Here is a 19,413-nt window from a genome sequence, read left to right as displayed (position 1 = left end):
GCCTGGCCCCCGTCCACGCCGCATCCGACTGTACGTTATTGGCGGTCTGCGTGAATGTTTGTCACCAGTGCCTCCAGCACGGCTTTCCAGTCATCTACCACACCAACATCTGCCTGCGAAAATACCGCCGCGCTGGCGTCATGATTAATCGCCACCACAAACTTACTATTACGTACGCCCGCCATTAACGCTGCCGCACCGGATGCGCCCGCCACAATGCAAACATCTGGCGCCAACAAATGCCCGGAAATGCCAATGACCTTTTCGGCTTCAAAGCCACCGTTCATCACTCGCGCCCGACTGTAGCCCACTTCTGCCCCCAGCTTTTCAGCCAGCGTAGCGATGTCATGGCTATCTGCCTCGCCGCCCTGCCCCACTACCAGTACTCGTCTGGCCTCAGCTAATGGGTCACGGGTAACATTTTTAAGATCCTCTGTGCTAACCAGCCAGTCGGGAAGCGCCCCGGGAACAATGTTCAGTTGCTGCATACCAGAGGGCAACGTGGCGTTTTTCGCTGCTCCCACCTGACGTGCCAGCGAAAGGCATAGCGGGCGTTTTTCTGTTTGCAACGTCGCCGTTAGCGCATTTCCCCAGTGGGATTTGCGCACGCTTACGGTTGGAATATCTAACGAAGTCACCTGGCAGATGCTTGCACCATGTAAACGCCAGGCCAGCCGGGTCGACAGTTCATCACCAAACGTTCCCGGCGGAAAGAGAACAACGTCCACAGGCGTTCGCTGCCACTGTTCTACCAGCGCATCCAGCACCTGTTCCGCGACCATCGGCTGCGGCTCGATTTGCCAGTGCGTTAGTGTGCTGCCGCTGAAATCCTGCTCCACCAGCCAGCCCGCTATTGCGGCATGTTCCTGATTTATTGTCACAATTGCGATATTCATGGCTGCATCCTTTGGCGTAAATAGTCCTGCCATAGCTTTTGCGCTTTTTCTGCTACCGTTTGCCCATCAATCAGCGTCGCTCTGCGTCGTTGCTCTGGCCTTGCCAGTTGCAGGCACTGCATCGCTGGCGATTCAGCAGCAACAGTTTTGCGGATAATTTCCGCTTTCCCCGCCGTCATACGCTGGCGCATTCCCGGTACTGGCAAGGCCACTTCGCCACACTGGCGCACAGCAATCACCACGGGCAAGCGGACACGACAACAGCGCAGCCCATTTTCAGTACGCTGTTCGAGGGTGATAAACGGCGCGTCGAGAGTGAAACGCTCCACCTGGGTGAAACAGGGCCAGCCCAGCATTTCCGCCAGCAAAAATGGCGTTTGCCCATTCTGTCCTTCGCTGCTTTGGCAGCCGGTAATTAGCAGATCCAGCGGATTCTGGCGCTGCCATTCGCCAATATGCCAGGCGACAAATTCCGGCGCAAAGCGCAGATCTGCCGCCGTCTCCAGCAATACAGCTTCCTCAAACCCAAGAGCCATGAGATAGCGCAGCCAGTGCAACGCCCGTTCATCGCCTATGCTCAACGCGGTTAAAGTCATCGGCGTGCCATTTTTTCTCTGCGCCAACAGCAGCGCGGCAGCGGCCTGTTCATCAGCACCGAGTAAACTTCGCAGTAGCGAAACATCCGGTCCGCTATTACCCTGAGCCGCCGCCAGCCACTCTTTTTCCGCCAGCATCCCGGCATCCGGTTCGGCTTTAAACGCTAACAGTATGTTCATTCGCACCTCATACATTTCCCGCCGCCACCAGCAGGAGGGCTTTAGTTTCTGGTGCCCATAGCCAGGTCACGACAAAACCAACTAACAACACTGCCGCCAGGATCAATAAGGTAATTTGCATCCCCCACTGCGCCAGAATCCACGGCAGCAGACCCGTACTTACCGCCGCGCCAAGTCGACTCATGGCAGTGGCAAAACCGACGCCCAGCGAGCGAATGTCAGTAGGAAAACTTTCCGCAGGCAAAATGCCCACCAGATTACTGACCGCCGAAATGGTGGTGCTGAAGAGAACAAAAAGCAGTAGCGTTAATGAACTGCCGGAAGGCAAACAGGCCATCACTACCAGCGTTGCCGCCAGCAGCAAAAAACTTCCCAGCAAAAATTTGCGATGTGCCAGCAAGTGCGTCAGAACTAATCCCAGCAGCGCGCCCACAATTAACAACGCATTAAGCATCAGGCTGGCGGTCAGCGCATCTTCCAGACCAATAGTTTGGGCAATGGTCGGCAGCCAGGTATAAATCACAAACCATGGGATTACGAGGCAGACAAAGAAGACGCTGTTAAACGCCGTGCGCCGCCAGTAGCGCGAAGAGAACAAGGTTTTGATGTGTTTATGGGTCGCCGCTGCCACTTCATCGCCCAATAAAACATGGGGACCAAAATAGCGATGTACGATAGCGTGAGCTTCTGCAAAACGTCCCTGGCGAAGTAGCCAGCGTGGCGATTCTGGCGTTCCCCAGCGTAATAACGTAATCAACAACGCGGGCAGAGCTGCCGATGCCAGCAGCCAGCGCCAGGCTTCCGGGTTTTCGGAAATAAAGTGATGTCCGGCGATACTTGCCAGCACATAGCCTACGGTCCACACCACGCTGAATGCGCCCAGCAAAATACCGCGATGGCGGCGCGGGGAAAATTCAGCCAGCAAGGTGTGACCGACTGAGTAATCGCCTCCCAGACCAATGCCAATCAAAATGCGCAGTCCAATAAGATGCTCTGGCGTGGTGGCAAAAAATTGTAAAAACGAAGCAAGCGTAATCAGCAAAAAACTGAAGGTGAAGATTTTTTGTCGCCCAATATGGTCGGAGATCCACCCCAAAACCAGGCTGCCGATAAACAGGCCAAGTAACGCCGAGCCGCCAATCATACCCGCCATAAACGGCGTCAGTTGCATGGCTGGAGTAAGCTGAATAATGGCGTAACCAATGACGCCGAGGACATAACCGTCGGTCAGGTGCGCACCGAAAGTGAGCGCAGCAATGCGGCAGTGAAAACGGTTAAGTGGTAAATCATCCATTCGCACCGGTGAAGTGTTCATCTTTACCCCTTCATTGTCCGGTAATAAGAACGGCTTCCTGGTTGAGAAGCCGAAAAGGCAACGCCCCGACATCACGGGACGCTGCCTGACACATTATTTTTCAATCGGATAGATAGTACCCGTATTCATAATGCCGTTAGGATCGAACTGCTTTTTCAGCCCTTCCAGCAACGCCCACGCGCTGCCGTGTTCCAGTTTGCTCCAGTGAACGCGATGTTTACCGATACCGTGGTGGTGCACCATCGAACCGCCGAGGCGAATGGTTTCTTCGCAGATGATTTTGTTGAGCGGATTGTGGTACTTGTCGATTTCCTCTTCCGGCTTACAGTCAACGACGTTGTAGTCGTAGACGAAGTACATGTTGGTGCCGTTCTGGTAGCTATGAGAGGAGTGACCGCCCAGCATGGTGATGTCGTCGGCGTGCGGGAACTCGGTACGAATACGGTTAATAACGCTTTCGTAGATTTCGTGGATGCAGCTCCAGCAGCCGGACACTTCAGTGGTAAAGCCCATGTTGCCGGTTTTGAGGATCTGCACACGTTCGGCAGCCACTTTATCTGGTCCCCAGTTCAGATTGTTAAACCAGGTTTCGATCAGCTTGCTGTCCACGCGCTGGCATTGCGGGTAGCGGGCAACGATTTCCGCAATCCCTTCGCCCGTCGCCTTCGCAATGCGAGGGTTACCTTCAGCCATAAAGATCAGCACGCATTTTCCGTCGGCAAAATGGGTGAAGTGTTGGGTGCCATCTTCAGCGTCATACAAACGAGCGATCGACGGACGATACCCTTCCACCATGATTTCACGCAGGATGTTGAAGCCGGTTTTCATGTCTTCCAGGATATAGCCGTAGAAGAGGTTGTTTTCCGGGGTGAATTTAAAGATTTTCACTGTTACTTCAGTGATATAGCACAATGCACCTTCGTTGCCGATGATGATGTGACGAATGTCCGGGCCAGCCGCGCGGCGTGGCACGTTTTTAATGCGTGTCACAGTGCCATCTGCCAGTACTGCTTCCAGACCAACGACCATATCTTCGATTGCGCCGTAGAGTGTGGAGAACTGCCCGATACTGCGGGTTGCTACCAGGCCGCCCATCTGAGCCAGCGGTTTTGATTGCGGAGAATGCCCCGTGGTGTAACCTTTTTCACGCAACGCGTTTTCCAGCACCTCCAGCGGAACGCCACATTGCGCCGTGGCTTGCATATTCTCAATATCAATATTAATGATTTGATTCATGGCGGAGCCGTCGAGCACCACCGAGTTTTCCACAACGGTTTCCAGCCCACCTTCAGTGGCGGAAGCACCGGTACGCGGCACACCGTTAATTTTGTGCGCATTCATAAAATTCAGCACACGGGAGACTTGTTCTGTGGAACCGAGTTTTACGACCGCTGCCGGAATCGGCAAAGTATAAATGCCATGAATATCCGGAAATTTACGAAAACGGTCAATACTGTTTTTCTTTAATACGGTTTCATCGGTAATTACGCGATCTGCACCAACAATTTCCTTTAGCTGGTCGACAATCGCTGCGCGAGATAAAGACATAGTAATTCCTTCCTGATAATAAAAATGGAATAATCATTAATAAGAGAAAACAGAAACCACCGTTATGGGTTAGCGCACTAAATAACCGCCATCAACCACTAATAAATGTCCGTTGACATAATTTGAAGCCGGACTTGCGAGGAATACGGCTGCGCCCATTAAATCCTGAGTGTCGCCCCAACGGTTTGCCGGAATATGATCAAGAACGCGCTGGTTAGTTTCTGGATTACTACGGGTCGCCAGAGTGATATCGGTAGCGTAATATCCCGGAGCAATACCATTCACCTGAATATTATATTGGCCTAATTCATCGCAATAGGCTTTGGTGAATCCGGCAAGAGCATGTTTAGTGGCAGAATAAGCAGGTGACCATTGTCCACCTAAGTAAGAGAACAATGAACAGATATTAATGATTTTACCGCTTTTCTGCGGGATCATAATTTTTGCCGCTTCATAGCTTAACTCGAATGCGGCGGTCAGGTTCACATCAATCATTGGATCCCAGTCGGCACGACCGAAGTCCAGCACTTTATTCAGCTTACAAATACCGGCATTGTTAACCAGAATATCGACGGTACCGAAGCGCTCACAGCAGGCAGCGATAATCTTCTGCGGTGCGCCTTCTGCGGTGATATCCACCTGCATGAAGTCCACTTCAACACCCTGTTTTTCAATCATTTCCTTTGTTTCGCCGTTATCTTTGACAAAACTTGGAATAAAAATATTTGCGCCAGCTTTGGCCAACGCCATTGCAAATGCCTGACCTAAACCGCTATTCCCGCCGGTAACAATTGCTGTTTTACCTTTCAGGGAGAAAAAATCCATTGAGAACGCATTGAGAGATTCGATTGACATAGTTAGCTCCAATTTCCGTAAGGCAAAAAAAAAGAAAGGTAACTTCCCCCGCGAGAGGGAAGTTACCTTTCTCATTATCTCTGGTAACTGGAGATAATTTTTAGCATAAGGGCATAACTGCTAATGTGATCGTAATCACAGTGTGCTGTTCGTATTATCAAATAGTTTTAAAAAGCAGAAGCGTGATTACTCTCACACAACACCTTTTCTTTCCATGTTATTTCTTATCGCAATTACTAGAGACCTGAGAAAAGTAATCCACCTGAAAGGGCGGCTTACTTTTCTCTTTTTTTTGTCTATTACAAATGGGAATACGATATGCAACACAACTCATATCGCCGTTGGATAACCCTCGCGATAATTAGTTTTAGCGGCGGCGTAAGTTTTGACCTGGCTTATTTACGTTATATTTATCAAATTCCCATGGCGAAATTTATGGGATTCAGCAATACCGAGATAGGTTTAATAATGAGTACATTTGGTATTGCGGCCATTATTCTTTATGCCCCCAGCGGCGTTATTGCCGATAAATTTTCACACCGCAAAATGATTACTTCCGCGATGATCATTACTGGGTTGCTGGGCCTGATAATGGCAACCTATCCACCACTCTGGGTAATGCTCTGTATTCAGGTCGCCTTTGCCATAACCACTATTTTAATGCTGTGGTCAGTGTCGATTAAAGCCGCCTCATTACTTGGCGATCATAGCGAGCAAGGGAAGATCATGGGCTGGATGGAAGGGCTGCGCGGCGTCGGTGTAATGTCGCTGGCGGTGTTTACCATGTGGGTCTTTTCTCGCTTTGCACCGGATGACAGCGCCAGCCTGAAAACGGTCATTATTATCTACAGTGTGGTTTACATCTTATTGGGGATTCTGTGCTGGTTTTTTGTTAGCGATAACAACAACCTGCGCAGTGCCAATAACGAAGAAAAACAGTCATTCCAGCTTAGCGACATCCTGGCCGTTTTGCGCATCAGCACCACCTGGTATTGCAGCATGGTGATTTTTGGCGTCTTCACCATCTACGCCATTCTGAGTTACTCCACCAACTATCTGACCGAGATGTACGGCATGTCGCTGGTGGCGGCGAGCTACATGGGGATTGTGATCAACAAAATCTTCCGCGCACTGTGTGGTCCACTTGGCGGCATCATCACCACCTACAGCAAAGTGAAATCCCCTACCCGCGTGATCCAAATCCTTTCCATCATCGGCCTGCTGGCACTGACTGCCCTACTCGTTACCAACTCTAACCCGCAATCGGTCGCGATGGGGATTGGCCTGATTTTACTACTGGGATTCACCTGTTACGCCTCACGCGGGCTGTACTGGGCCTGCCCCGGCGAAGCGAGAACACCGTCTTACATTATGGGTACCACGGTAGGTATTTGTTCGGTGATTGGATTCCTGCCGGATGTCTTCGTTTACCCGATTATCGGTCACTGGCAGGACACCCTGCCCGCTGCAGAAGCCTACCGCAACATGTGGCTGATGGGCATGGCGGCGCTCGGCATGGTGATCGTCTTTACCTTTTTGCTGTTCCAAAAAATTCGTACTGCTGATATCGCCCCCGCAACGGCTAACAGCAAGTAAGCCAGAAAAATTACAGGAGAAAAATCATGTCGAAGAAATACATCATAGGGATTGATGGCGGAAGTCAGAGCACAAAAGTAGTGATGTACGATCTGGAAGGTAATGTAGTTTGCGAAGGTAAAGGCTTATTACAGCCGATGCACACGCCGGATGCCGATACCGCAGAACATCCTGACGACGATTTATGGGCATCATTATGTTTTGCCGGTCACGATTTAATGAGCCAGTTTGCCGGGAATAAAGAAGATATTGTTGGCATCGGCCTGGGATCAATCCGTTGCTGTCGTGCGTTACTAAAAGCCGATGGCACGCCTGCTGCTCCGTTGATTAGCTGGCAGGATGCACGCGTTACACGCCCTTACGAAAATACGAATCCTGATGTGGCGTATGTCACCTCTTTTTCGGGTTATCTGGCGCACCGTTTAACGGGGGAATTAAAAGATAATATCGCCAACTATTTTGGTCAGTGGCCAGTTGATTATAAGCGCTGGGCATGGAGTGAAGATGCTGCGGTAATGGAGAAGTTTAATATCCCCCGCCAGATGCTTTTTGATGTGCAAATGCCAGGCACTGTTCTTGGGCATATCACACCTCAAGCCGCGCTGGCGACGCATTTCCCGGCAGGACTGCCGGTTGTTTGTACCACCAGTGATAAACCGGTAGAAGCTCTGGGAGCCGGGTTACTGGATGATGAAACGGCAGTAATTTCTCTTGGCACTTACATCGCATTGATGATGAACGGTAAAGCACTGCCGAAAGATCCGCTGGCGTACTGGCCGATTATGTCTTCTATTCCGCAAACGTTGCTTTATGAAGGTTACGGTATCCGAAAAGGCATGTGGACGGTGAGCTGGCTGCGCGACATGTTAGGCGAGTCGTTAATTCAGGATGCCAAAGCACAAGATCTTTCACCGGAAGATTTGCTCAACAAAAAAGCTTCTTGTGTGCCACCTGGCTGTAATGGTCTGATGACAGTGCTGGACTGGCTGACCAATCCGTGGGAACCCTACAAGCGTGGGATTATGATCGGCTTTGATTCCAGCATGGATTACGCATGGATATATCGCTCGATACTGGAAAGCGTGGCGCTAACGCTGAAGAACAATTACGACAATATGTGTAATGAAATGAATCACTTTGCGAAGCATGTAATCATTACTGGCGGTGGTTCGAACAGCGATCTGTTTATGCAGATTTTTGCCGATGTATTCAATCTTCCGGCGCGCCGTAATGCCATTAACGGTTGTGCAAGCCTGGGGGCGGCGATCAACACGGCTGTAGGGCTTGGTCTGTATCCAGATTACGCAACGGCTGTCGACAAAATGGTTCGCGTGAAAGATGTCTTTATGCCGATTGAGAGCAATGCCAAACGCTACGATGCGATGAATAAAGGTATTTTCAAAGATTTAACCAAACATACTGATGTGATCCTGAAAAAATCGTATGAAGTGATGCATGGTGAGCTGGGGAATGCAGATTCAATCCAGAGCTGGTCGAATGCGTAAGTGAGGAAGGCCGGGCGGGAAACTGCCCGGCCTGAACATACCTGAATGGTTATCCCCGGCTGACGCGGGGAGCTCATAGTCGAAGTCTTCATGACTTCCTTGATATTCGGTTTATCCCCGCTGGCGCGGGGAACTCCATAGGGAAAAAGGGTGCGGCTCCGCAAGGAGGCGGTTTATCCCCGCTGGCGCGGGGAACTCTCTAAACATAACCTATTATTAATTAATGATTTTTTAAGCCAGTCACAATATACCAACTTTACAGGATCACACAAACAACATACCCATTATGTTAAAGAGCACTTAATCCATTGATTGAAAAGATAAATATATAAAATAACTCTATACAAACTAAAATCTACCAAACTCCGACGTAATAATTTTCACTCCAGTGAAAAATTAACGCCACAGAATTTGTAGAGAATGACAATGATTAGCCCGGAATGGGCAAAATGGATGAGTGTTCAGAGGCGACAAAAAATATAAATGAGTGGGAGTCTTTACAAACCCCACCCATTTACAACGCTTATAAATGTTTAATCAGGCAATATTTAAATATTTATGTGTTTGCATCGACAAACGCCAGTTACGCGCAATGCAAGTTTCAATGCACAAACGCGTAGCATCTTCCTTCTGGCTAATTGGCTGAAGTGCAATGACTCGCGGTTTATCATCGGTCAGCGTCGCCAGCAATTCATCCAGTGCTTCGATATCCCGTACGCGTCCAACTGGGTGTTTGATTTCGTTAGCTCGCTCCAGGGCTTGCGACAATACTTCATAACCGCCACGCATATTCAGTTTTGGCGACACGGTGACCCAGGTATTCGGCGTACAACGCACTTCATGAGTACCGCTGGTTTCTATCTGGCAACTGAAACCGTTCTTTTCGAGCAGGTCAGTTAGTGGCATCAAGTCATGAATACAAGGTTCACCACCCGTAATCACCACGTGACGCGCGGTGTATCCCTGACGACCGATGACTGCGAGCAAGTCTTCACTGCTTGCTGCTCCCCACTTATCACTCTCTTTCGTTTTCCCCAGAATGCTGAAAAGGGAAACTTCCCGATCCTCAAGCTTTTCCCATGTGTGTTTGGTGTCGCACCAGGCACAGCCGACCGGGCATCCCTGTAAACGAATAAAAATGGCGGGGACGCCGGTAAAGTAACCCTCACCTTGCAGGGTCTGGAACATCTCGTTAATCGGGTACTGCATAGCATTCTCTGAGAAGTGGATAATTGTTAATTATTGCAGATCCTGCCGCAATATTCATGCTTTATTAACATTCTGTTACAGGCGGGTTTAAGGTAAAAAGTGAATCAGATCATTAAGAATAAAATGAAGCGGCGTATTATGTTTTAAGGAATTAAATAAAAGGGATTTAAACATGTTTAGAATATTCATCGTATTTATATTTATTTTCAATTTATCAGGTTGCGGTTATAACGATATTCAAACCTATGATGAACAGGTCAATGCCTCCTGGTCAGAAGTATTGAATCAGTATCAACGCCGTGCAGATCTTATTCCTAATCTTGTCGCCAGCATTAAAGGTTATTCCAGCCATGAAAAAGAGGTACTGGAGGCCGTTACGTTAGCTCGTAGTCAAGCTAATCGTGCCAGCAGCGATCTTCAGCAAGCTCCGGGAGATGAGCAAAAATTACAAGCCTGGCAACAAGCTCAGGCGCAGGTAACTCGCACTCTCGGGCAGTTAACGATTATTAGTGAACGTTATCCAGAATTAAAGGCTCAGGAACTCTATCAAAATTTAATGGTACAACTCGAAGGAAGCGAAAATCGAATTGCTGTCGCGCGAGGAAGATACATTAAAGCCATTGAACAATATAATGTCACTATCCGCAAATTTCCCGCAGTGTTAACCGCAAAGGTCATGGATTACACACCAAAGAAAAATTATTTGCCGGATGATGTCGCCGCAGTAAGCAAAGCCCCAACAATAGATTTTAGCCAGAATTCTAATGCTCATTAGGCGAGTTAATTATATGAAAAATTTTATCTTACTTCTTGTTCTGGTCTGTTCATCTGCGTTTGCAGTGCAAGTTCCAGTACCTGAATTACCTAAATATATGAATGATTTAACAGGGACATTAACCAGAGGGGAAGTAAGTACGCTGACCAGCCAGATTAAAGCCCTGACGCAAAAAGAACAGACGCAGCTTGTGGTATTGGTGGTTGAAACCACAGGCGAAGAAACCATCGAGCAATATGCAACACGTGTGTTCGAGAGTTGGCAGCCCGGCCATAAAGGTCGTGATGACGGTATTTTACTGGTAGTTGCCTGGCAAGATCATACAGTTCATATTGAAATCGGTTACGGGCTTGAGGGTATTCTTACTGATGCACAGTCCGGGCAAATTATTCGCAACAGTATTATTCCAGCGTTTAAAAAAGGCGACCTTACTGGCGGCTTGCAACAGGGTATCAGTGATATTGAAACCCGACTATCAGGAAATGATTTAGTCAATAACACATCGCCCGATCACCCTTTGCCCTTTAGCGGTTGGTGGGCTTTGATAGTCTGGGCGATAGTACTGACCTTTATTTCCGCCAGAGGATATGTCAAAACGCTGGGAGTGATTTGCTTTGCTGCCATAGTACTGGCTTTTGTACTTCCCATCGCTGGATATAGCGGGAGCTGGGGAGTTCTTGCCACATTATTATGTTTCGCCACACCATTCCTGACCGTAGCTATCGCTTTCACACCTTTCGGCAGAAAGGTGCGTGATTCAATGCGTAGCGCCAACCGACCATCACGTTACGAAAGAAGCAACTCGGCCTCCTGGCATTCTTCATCATCGTCGTCATCTTCCTCTTCATCCTCTTTCGACAATGACAATTTCAGCGGTGGCGGCGGTTCGTCTGGTGGCGGTGGCGCTTCCGGGCGCTGGTGATCGTAATGCGCTTAATCTTTATTTTACTCGCTTTGTGGTGCCTTCCGGTGCTTGCCCAGCAAATTGCTGTGCCGGAGTTGCGCCAACAGGTGACCGATATTACTGGTACGTTAAGCTCGTCTGAACAACAATCACTGACACAACAGCTGCAGGATATTACACAAAAAACACGAGCCCAGGTCGCCGTATTAATTGTGCCATCCACCGGGGACGATACCATTGAACAATATGCAACTCGCGTTTTTGATAGCTGGAAACTGGGGGATGAGCGGCGTGACGATGGTATTCTGATCCTGGTCGTCTGGGAAGATCGTAAAGTTCGCATTGAAGTGGGCTACGGGCTGGAAGGGGTGGTTACCGACCTGCAAGCGGCGAAGATTATCCGTGATATATTAATCCCTGCTTTCAAAAGTGATGACCTTATGGGTGGGTTAACACTGGCAAGCGAAAATATTGGCGCACTTCTGCTGAATGGTGAATTACCGGAAAACAGGGGGAATTACTACAGTATCAATCCCCCTATTCCATTATCGCTTGCTGTAATTATATTACTGGCGGTGCTTTCATATTTTATTGTTTTTACCGATCCGTCAAATCTCCCCTGGATAGCACTCACTGGCGCCATTTACGGGATGGTATTCCTCTATGTTGCCGAGCCTGGGCCATGGACGTCTTTAATCGTTGCCTGCGGTATGTTAACGCCTTTCGCGATCGTAGTGCTGCTTATCTTTTGGCTTATCGTTAGTAAAAAACTACGCGCCAAATATAAGAAACTCGGTAAAGAAAGAGCTTCAAGAAAAGGTTCTTCTTCATCCTCTGCCGGTGGTGGCTCAAGTGGTGGTGGGTTTAGCGGCGGTGGCGGATTTAGCGGTGGCGGTGGTTCATCTGGAGGCGGTGGTTCCTCAGGCCGCTGGTAACTCGACCATAAAAAATGCCAGCCCGAAGGCTGGCATTTTTAAATCAGATAAAGTCAGACTTATGCCTGGCCTTTGATCTCTTTACGACCGTTGTACGGTGCTTTTTCGCCCAGAGCTTCTTCGATACGAATCAGCTGGTTGTATTTAGCAACACGGTCAGAACGGCTCATAGAACCAGTTTTGATCTGGCCTGCAGCAGTACCAACAGCCAGGTCAGCGATGGTAGCGTCTTCAGTTTCGCCAGAACGGTGAGAGATTACTGCAGTGTAGCCAGCGTCTTTCGCCATCTTGATTGCAGCCAGAGTTTCGGTCAGAGAACCGATCTGGTTGAATTTGATCAGGATGGAGTTAGCGATGCCTTTTTCGATACCTTCTTTCAGGATCTTGGTGTTGGTTACGAACAGGTCGTCACCAACCAGCTGGATTTTGTCGCCCAGAACTTTGGTCTGGTATGCGAAACCGTCCCAGTCAGATTCGTCCAGACCGTCTTCGATAGAAACGATCGGGTACTGTTTGGTCAGTTCTTCCAGGAAGTGAGTGAATTCTTCAGAGGTGAAAGCTTTGTTGCCTTCGCCAGCCAGAACGTATTTACCGTCTTTGTAGAATTCAGAAGCTGCGCAGTCCATCGCCAGAGTGATGTCTTTGCCCAGTTCATAGCCAGCAGCTTTAACAGCTTCAGCGATAACAGCCAGAGCTTCAGCGTTGGAACCCAGGTTCGGCGCATAGCCACCTTCGTCACCAACTGCAGTGTTCATGCCTTTCGCTTTCAGAACTTTTGCCAGGTGATGGAAAACTTCAGAACCCATGCGGATGGCTTCTTTCACAGTTTTCGCGCCAACCGGCTGAATCATGAATTCCTGGATATCAACGTTGTTGTCAGCGTGCTCACCACCGTTGATGATGTTCATCATCGGAACCGGCATGGAGTATTTGCCCGGAGTACCGTTCAGTTCAGCGATGTGCTCGTACAGCGGCATACCTTTAGCAGCTGCAGCAGCTTTGGCGTTAGCCAGAGACACAGCCAGGATTGCGTTTGCGCCGAAGTTAGATTTGTTTTCGGTGCCGTCCAGGTCGATCATGATCTTGTCAATGCCAGCCTGATCTTTGGCATCTTTGCCAATCAGCGCCTGAGCGATCGGGCCGTTAACCGCAGCAACAGCTTTGGTTACGCCTTTGCCCAGGAAACGGGATTTGTCGCCATCGCGCAGTTCCAGAGCTTCACGGGAACCAGTAGAAGCACCTGATGGAGCAGCTGCCATACCGACGAAACCACCCTCCAGATGTACTTCGGCTTCAACAGTCGGGTTACCACGGGAGTCGATGATTTCACGACCGATGATTTTTACGATTTTGGACATTAGGTTTTCCTCAAGTCACTAGTTAAACTGAAACTCCAGACAAACAACGCGTACCCAGGGTACGCGTTGCCGTTCTAACTTTTTTACTTACTTCGCCTGACGTTTCTGGAACTCGCTGGCGGCTTTTACAAAGCCAGCAAACAGCGGGTGGCCATCACGTGGAGTAGAAGTAAACTCCGGATGGAACTGACAAGCCACGAACCACGGGTGATTCGGAACTTCGATGATCTCGACCAACTGATCATCCCCGGAACGGCCCGCAACGCGCAGACCTGCATCTTCAATCTGTTTCAGCAGCATGTTGTTGACTTCGTAGCGGTGACGATGACGCTCAACAATTGTCGGCGCATTGTACAGCTGGCGAACCAGGCTATTGTCAACCAGCTGGCACTGCTGTGCGCCAAGACGCATGGTGCCACCGAGATCGCTCTTCTCGCTACGAACTTCAACGTTGCCGTTTTCATCGCGCCACTCGGTAATCAGCGCCACAACCGGGTACTTACAGTCTGGCACAAATTCCGTAGAGTTGGCGTTCTCCATGTTGGCAACATGGCGAGCGTAATCAATTAGCGCCACCTGCATACCCAGGCAAATGCCCAGATAAGGAATATTGTTCTCACGCGCAAAGCGCGCGGTAGTAATCATGCCTTCTACGCCACGATAGCCGAAACCACCAGGTACGAGGATCGCGTCCAGACCTTTAAGGATTTCAACACCGCGCGTTTCAACATCTTGTGAATCGATCAGTTTGATGTTGACGCTGACACGATTTTTCAGCCCGCCGTGTTTCAGTGCTTCAATCACTGATTTGTAAGCGTCCGGCAGTTCAATGTACTTACCGACCATACCGATGGTGACTTCACTCACCGGATTCGCTTCTTCGAAGATAACCTGTTCCCATTCGGACAGATTCGCTTCCGGGCAGTTTAAGCTGAATCGTTTACAAATATAATCGTCCAGCCCCTGAGATTTCAACAGGCCCGGAATTTTATAGATGGAATCGACGTCTTTCAGAGAAATAACCGCTTTTTCCGGAACATTACAGAACAATGCAATCTTCGCACGTTCGTTCGCCGGAACGGCGCGATCTGAACGACAAATCAGGATGTCAGGCTGGATACCGATGGAGAGCAGCTCTTTTACAGAGTGCTGGGTCGGTTTGGTTTTGACTTCACCAGACGCTGCCATGTACGGCACCAGCGTCAGGTGCATAAACAGAGTGTGCTCACGGCCAATTTCAACAGCCAACTGGCGAATCGCTTCGAGGAACGGCAGGGATTCGATGTCACCTACGGTACCGCCGATTTCGACCAGAACCACGTCGTGGCCTTCGCCACCTGCAAGAACGCGTTCTTTGATAGCGTTAGTGATGTGTGGAATAACCTGTACGGTTGCGCCGAGGTAGTCACCGCGGCGTTCTTTACGCAGAACGTCTGAGTAGATACGACCCGTGGTGAAGTTGTTGCGGCGGCTCATTTTGGTACGAATGAAACGCTCGTAGTGACCCAGGTCCAGGTCGGTTTCAGCGCCGTCTTCAGTAACGAACACTTCCCCGTGTTGGATTGGGCTCATAGTACCTGGATCGACGTTGATGTACGGATCCAGTTTCATGATAGTCACATTGAGGCCACGGGCTTCAAGAATGGCTGCGAGGGAGGCTGCGGCAATGCCTTTACCCAGAGAGGATACGACCCCGCCGGTCACAAAAATATAGTTCGTTGTCATGCTGAACCTGAGAAGTTAGGTTGAAAAGACGATGGAATAACCAGGACGGGAAAGCAGTATACCCGAACATGACCTGTGCCACAAACTTTCATTATCCCTCCTCTTCGCCAGCGCACCATTGAAATCAGGAGTGAGAAAATAGCCCCTTTGGGGTAAATGTTTTTGACGCAAATCAAGCGCTTGTCATTTAAAAAATGACACAAATGGCGCTTGACCGCGTAATTCCCTTAGAGATCAATTTCCTGCCGTTTTACCTGTTGCCAGACTTCTTCCATTGTTTCGAGGTCAACACCTGTCATTTCCAGTCCACGCGCGGCAACAATACGCTCCACTTCGCGAAAACGACGCTCAAATTTTTCGTTCGCTTTTTGCAATGCGATTTCTGCTTTCGTCCCTAAATGGCGAGCCAGATTAACCGTGGCAAACAGCAGGTCGCCCATTTCCTCCTCCAGTTTAGCCTGGTCGACAACAGCCTGCCGCGCCTCGTACATCACCTCGTCGATCTCTTCGTAGACTTTATCAACCACCGGGCCAAGCGTCGTCCAGTCGAAGCCAACGTTGGCACAACGTTTCTGGATTTTTTGTGCGCGCATTAAAGCCGGCAAACTGCGAGGAATATCGTCCAGCGCCGAATGCTGTGCTTTCTGCGCGCGTTCTTCGGTTTTGATCTGCTCCCAACGGGCGAGAACTTCACTGCTGTTTTCGGCAGAACTATCAGCAAAAACATGCGGATGGCGACGCTCTAATTTATCGCTGATCGCAGCACAAATATCATTAAAGTCAAAGCGCCCTTCTTCCTGGGCCATTTGCGCGTAAAACACCACCTGGAACAACAGATCGCCCAGTTCACCGCGCAGATCGTCAAAATCTTCGCGGGCAATGGCGTCCAGCACTTCGTAGGTTTCTTCAAGGGTATAAGGCGCAATAGAAGCAAATGTCTGCTCCTTATCCCACGGGCAGCCGTTTTCCGGATCGCGCAGGCGCTGCATGATAGTGAGTAAACGGTCGATTTGATTCATTGGAATGTCCTGAAAATTGCGGGTCTGTCAGGTGGAAGCCTGTGACCAGAATAGAAGTGAGTTAGTAACACTTACCCAATCAGCACGTTAATTTTGGCTTTAATGAGTTGTAATTCCTCTGGGGTAACCGTTCCTTTCTTCGTTGCTCCTCTTGCCCGCCAGGCGATACTTTTTACCTGATCAGCTAACGCTACGCCATCACATTCCTGACCGGATAAAACAACTTCGAACGGATATCCTTTTGATTGTGTTGTACAAGGAACACACAGACACATACCTGTTTTGTTGTTATACATGAACGGACTCAGGACAACAGCCGGACGATGTCCGGCTTGCTCGCTACCTTTTGTCGGGTCAAAATCAACCCAAATCAGATCGCCCATATCGGGTACGTATCGGCTTACCATTACCAGACTTCCTTATCTTTCGGCTCCCCCCAGTCGATATTCTCGTGGAGGTTTTCCGGTGTGATGTCGTTGACCAGTTCAGCAAGCGTAAATACGGGCTCTTTACGCACTGGCTCAATAATTAATTTGCCATCCACCAGGTCAATCTTCACTTCATCATCAATATTCAGATTGAGCGCCTGCATTAACGTAGCCGGGATCCGCACTGCAGGAGAATTTCCCCAACGCTTTACGCTACTGTGGATCATAACCCTTTCCTCAAACCGCTATCATATGTAGATACAGTATATATCAATCTACATTGTAGATACGAGCAAATTTCGGCCTAACTCCCGTGCAGTCGACGCGCGTCGATAACATCCGGCACCTGATTGAGTTTACCCAGCACGCGGCCCAGCACCTGCAGGTTATAAATCTCAATGGTCATATCGATGGTTGCCAGTTGCTGTTTGGTATCGCTACGGCTGGCAACGCCAAGCACGTTCACCTTCTCGTTGGCGAGAATGGTCGTGATATCACGCAACAACCCACTACGATCATTAGCCAGCACGCGGACCACCAGCGAATATCCGGCGGAGTAGCTCTCGCCCCATACTGCATCAACAATGCGTTCTGGCGCATGGGAGCGTAGCTCCACCAGTTGTTCACAATCGGCGCGGTGCACAGAAATACCGCGTCCCTGAGTAATGAAACCAACAATTTCATCACCAGGAATCGGCTGACAGCAGCGCGCGATGTGGTGCATCAGATTGCCGACACCTTCTACTACCACGCGCCCGTTATCTTTACTGCGGTTTTGCGGGGCATGGCTTTTTTGCTGAAGCTGCTTCAGCGCGGCGGCATCCTGCTCTTCGGCACTCGGCTTATTAAATTGCGATTGCAGGAAATTCACCATCTGATTGAGCCGGATATCCCCGCCACCAATCGCCGCCAGCAACTCGTCGACATCATTGAAGTTGTAACGCGGCAGCAGGTGTTTTTCTGCTTCTTTCAGGCTGATCCCCAGATGTTCCAGCTCGTCATCAAGGATTTGTCGTCCAGCCAGAATGTTTTTGTCACGATCCTGTTTACGGAACCAGGCATGAATTTTCGAACGCCCACGGCTGGTTGTGACATAGCCCAGGTTTGGGTTTAACCAGTCACGGCTGGGATTGGGCTGTTTCTGGGTGATAATTTCAATCTGGTCGCCCATTTGCAGCTGGTAGGTGAACGGCACAATGCGCCCGCCAATTTTTGCCCCGATGCAGCGGTGTCCGACATCACTGTGGATGTGGTAAGCGAAGTCCAGCGGCGTTGATCCCGCAGGCAAATCAACGACATCACCTTTCGGCGTAAAGACGTATACCCGGTCGTCAAAGACCTGGCTGCGTACTTCGTCGAGCATTTCGCCGGAATCAGCCATCTCTTCCTGCCACGCAATCAGTTTACGCAGCCAGGCAATCCGGTCTTCATGTCCCGAACGCGCCCCGCCAGCAGCCGCACCTTCTTTGTATTTCCAGTGCGCAGCGACACCCAGCTCTGCATCTTCATGCATCTGTTTGGTGCGGATTTGGATCTCAACGGTTTTGCCACCCGGCCCCAGTACCACAGTATGAATAGACTGATAGCCGTTTGGTTTCGGATTTGCGACGTAATCATCAAATTCATCCGGCAAGTGGCGATAGTGAGTGTGCACTATCCCCAGCGCGGCGTAGCAGTCTTGTAAACGCTCGGCAACAATACGAACTGCACGGACATCAAACAGCTCATCGAAGGCGAGGTTCTTTTTCTGCATTTTGCGCCAGATGCTGTAGATGTGTTTCGGACGACCATACACCTCAGCTTTAACGCCTTCAGCTTTCATCTCAGCGCGCAGATGACCGACAAACTCTTCGATATAGTGTTCGCGGTCGAGACGGCGTTCATGCAGCAATTTGGCGATGCGCTTGTATTCAGTCGGGTGGAGATAACGGAAGCAGTAATCTTCCAGTTCCCATTTCAGTTGCCCGATCCCGAGACGGTTCGCCAGCGGCGCGTAGATATTGGTGCACTCTTTTGCTGCAAGTACGCGTTCATCTTCTGGCGCATCTTTTACTTCGCGCAGATGAGCAATACGCTCCGCCAGTTTGATGACCACGCAGCGAAAATCATCGACCATCGCCAATAACATCCGGCGAACGTTATCGACCTGTTCGGAGGAAACAGAATCAGTGTGCGTCGCTTTCAGCTGGCGGATTGCCGCCATATCGCGCACACCGTGAATAAGATTAACGACCGACTTACCGACGCTCTCGCGCAGTACGTCTTCGCTGACTACATTGGCATCGGCCAGAGGGAACAGCAGCGCCGCCCGCAGCGTGTCAATGTCCATACTTAATGTCGAGAGGATCTCCACCATCTCGACACCACGCCACAACAGCAAACTGGCATCCGGATGCCCCTGCGTCTGCTGCAGACAATACGCCCAGGTTTCGGCTAAGCACTCACACGACTTCTGGCTGGCAATCCCCAGACTTGCGATCCATTTGTCCGGATCAAATTCACCAGCCTTATTGATATGTGCACTTCTTACCGCAACCATTGTCCTCTCCTTTAGGGACCTGACCTGCCG

General features: G+C 49.8%; 16 protein-coding genes and 1 pseudogene. 5 read left to right on the top strand and 12 right to left on the bottom strand.

Translation table 11 applies throughout. The annotated features are described in order from the left end of the window. Window positions 1-35: 35 nt before the first annotated feature. From FEK42_RS11920 to FEK42_RS11900, 5 genes are all read right to left on the bottom strand, one after another. A complete protein-coding gene (locus FEK42_RS11920) occupies window positions 36-896 on the bottom strand; it encodes an electron transfer flavoprotein subunit alpha/FixB family protein (protein ID WP_138211836.1) in 861 nt (286 codons plus the stop codon). Further along, window positions 893-1,672, bottom strand: a complete 780-nt coding sequence (locus FEK42_RS11915) for an electron transfer flavoprotein subunit beta/FixA family protein (RefSeq protein WP_135492935.1) — start codon at window positions 1,670-1,672, stop codon at window positions 893-895. Before FEK42_RS11915 ends, FEK42_RS11920 begins: the two co-directional genes overlap by 4 nt. Window positions 1,673-1,679: 7 nt before the next feature. After that, window positions 1,680-3,059 (bottom strand): MFS transporter, encoded by a 1,380-nt coding sequence (locus FEK42_RS11910; protein WP_167852531.1) that lies wholly within the window; start codon window positions 3,057-3,059, stop codon window positions 1,680-1,682. A 21-nt stretch (window positions 3,060-3,080) separates the two neighbouring features. After that, window positions 3,081-4,535, bottom strand: a complete 1,455-nt coding sequence (locus FEK42_RS11905; protein WP_000059300.1) for an FAD-binding oxidoreductase — start codon at window positions 4,533-4,535, stop codon at window positions 3,081-3,083. Window positions 4,536-4,604: 69 nt separating this feature from the next. Next, window positions 4,605-5,390 carry an SDR family oxidoreductase gene (locus tag FEK42_RS11900; protein ID WP_000021321.1) on the bottom strand — a complete coding sequence of 262 codons (786 nt, stop codon included), beginning with the start codon at window positions 5,388-5,390 and terminating at the stop codon, window positions 4,605-4,607. A 318-nt stretch (window positions 5,391-5,708) separates the two neighbouring features. Here FEK42_RS11900 and FEK42_RS11895 point away from each other — a divergent pair, with 318 nt between their 5' ends. Together FEK42_RS11895 and FEK42_RS11890 are read left to right on the top strand one after the other, a co-directional pair. Beyond that, window positions 5,709-6,986: an MFS transporter gene (locus FEK42_RS11895; protein ID WP_130207674.1), complete on the top strand. Its 1,278-nt coding sequence runs from the start codon at window positions 5,709-5,711 to the stop codon at window positions 6,984-6,986. 26 nt (window positions 6,987-7,012) lie between these two features. Then, window positions 7,013-8,491 (top strand): FGGY-family carbohydrate kinase, encoded by a 1,479-nt coding sequence (locus FEK42_RS11890; protein WP_135492937.1) that lies wholly within the window; start codon window positions 7,013-7,015, stop codon window positions 8,489-8,491. 537 nt (window positions 8,492-9,028) lie between these two features. Here FEK42_RS11890 and queE read toward each other — a convergent pair. Further along, window positions 9,029-9,700: a 7-carboxy-7-deazaguanine synthase QueE gene (gene queE / locus FEK42_RS11885; RefSeq protein ID WP_130214529.1), complete on the bottom strand. Its 672-nt coding sequence runs from the start codon at window positions 9,698-9,700 to the stop codon at window positions 9,029-9,031. Between the two features lie 172 nt (window positions 9,701-9,872). Between queE and FEK42_RS11880 the strand changes: the two genes are divergently transcribed. The 3 genes and pseudogenes from FEK42_RS11880 to FEK42_RS11870 all read left to right on the top strand — a co-directional run bounded on the left by FEK42_RS11880 (window position 9,873) and on the right by FEK42_RS11870 (window position 12,314). Continuing rightward, window positions 9,873-10,475 (top strand): LemA family protein, encoded by a 603-nt coding sequence (locus tag FEK42_RS11880; RefSeq protein ID WP_135492938.1) that lies wholly within the window; start codon window positions 9,873-9,875, stop codon window positions 10,473-10,475. Between the two features lie 13 nt (window positions 10,476-10,488). Next, window positions 10,489-11,160 (top strand): annotated as a pseudogene (locus tag FEK42_RS11875) (YgcG family protein); the annotation flags it as partial. 233 nt (window positions 11,161-11,393) lie between these two features. Continuing rightward, window positions 11,394-12,314: a YgcG family protein gene (locus FEK42_RS11870; protein ID WP_138211835.1), complete on the top strand. Its 921-nt coding sequence runs from the start codon at window positions 11,394-11,396 to the stop codon at window positions 12,312-12,314. A 59-nt stretch (window positions 12,315-12,373) separates the two neighbouring features. Here FEK42_RS11870 and eno read toward each other — a convergent pair whose 3' ends face one another. From eno to relA, 6 genes are all read right to left on the bottom strand, one after another. Continuing rightward, the gene (eno, locus tag FEK42_RS11865) at window positions 12,374-13,672 is read right to left on the bottom strand and encodes a phosphopyruvate hydratase (RefSeq protein ID WP_064528183.1); all 1,299 of its coding nucleotides are present in this window, start codon (window positions 13,670-13,672) and stop codon (window positions 12,374-12,376) included. A gap of 87 nt (window positions 13,673-13,759) precedes the next feature. After that, a complete protein-coding gene (gene pyrG / locus FEK42_RS11860; RefSeq protein ID WP_130207680.1) occupies window positions 13,760-15,397 on the bottom strand; it encodes a CTP synthase (glutamine hydrolyzing) in 1,638 nt (545 codons plus the stop codon). Window positions 15,398-15,624: 227 nt separating this feature from the next. Further along, window positions 15,625-16,416: a nucleoside triphosphate pyrophosphohydrolase gene (gene mazG / locus FEK42_RS11855; RefSeq protein WP_112912024.1), complete on the bottom strand. Its 792-nt coding sequence runs from the start codon at window positions 16,414-16,416 to the stop codon at window positions 15,625-15,627. Window positions 16,417-16,487: 71 nt separating this feature from the next. Beyond that, complete coding sequence (gene mazF / locus FEK42_RS11850; protein WP_130259344.1) at window positions 16,488-16,823, bottom strand: endoribonuclease MazF; 336 nt, start codon at window positions 16,821-16,823, stop codon at window positions 16,488-16,490. After that, window positions 16,823-17,071, bottom strand: a complete 249-nt coding sequence (gene mazE, locus FEK42_RS11845) for a type II toxin-antitoxin system antitoxin MazE (RefSeq protein ID WP_000581937.1) — start codon at window positions 17,069-17,071, stop codon at window positions 16,823-16,825. The genes mazF and mazE overlap by 1 nt, the downstream gene beginning before the upstream one ends. Window positions 17,072-17,148: 77 nt before the next feature. Further along, the gene (relA, locus tag FEK42_RS11840) at window positions 17,149-19,383 is read right to left on the bottom strand and encodes a GTP diphosphokinase (protein WP_130207682.1); all 2,235 of its coding nucleotides are present in this window, start codon (window positions 19,381-19,383) and stop codon (window positions 17,149-17,151) included. Window positions 19,384-19,413: the final 30 nt, after the last annotated feature.

The organism is Escherichia sp. E2748, from assembly GCF_005781125.1.
GTDB lineage: Bacteria > Pseudomonadota > Gammaproteobacteria > Enterobacterales > Enterobacteriaceae > Escherichia.
The sequence above is the reverse complement of the archived record's forward strand: the minus strand, read 5'-3'. Positions and strand labels throughout refer to the sequence as shown.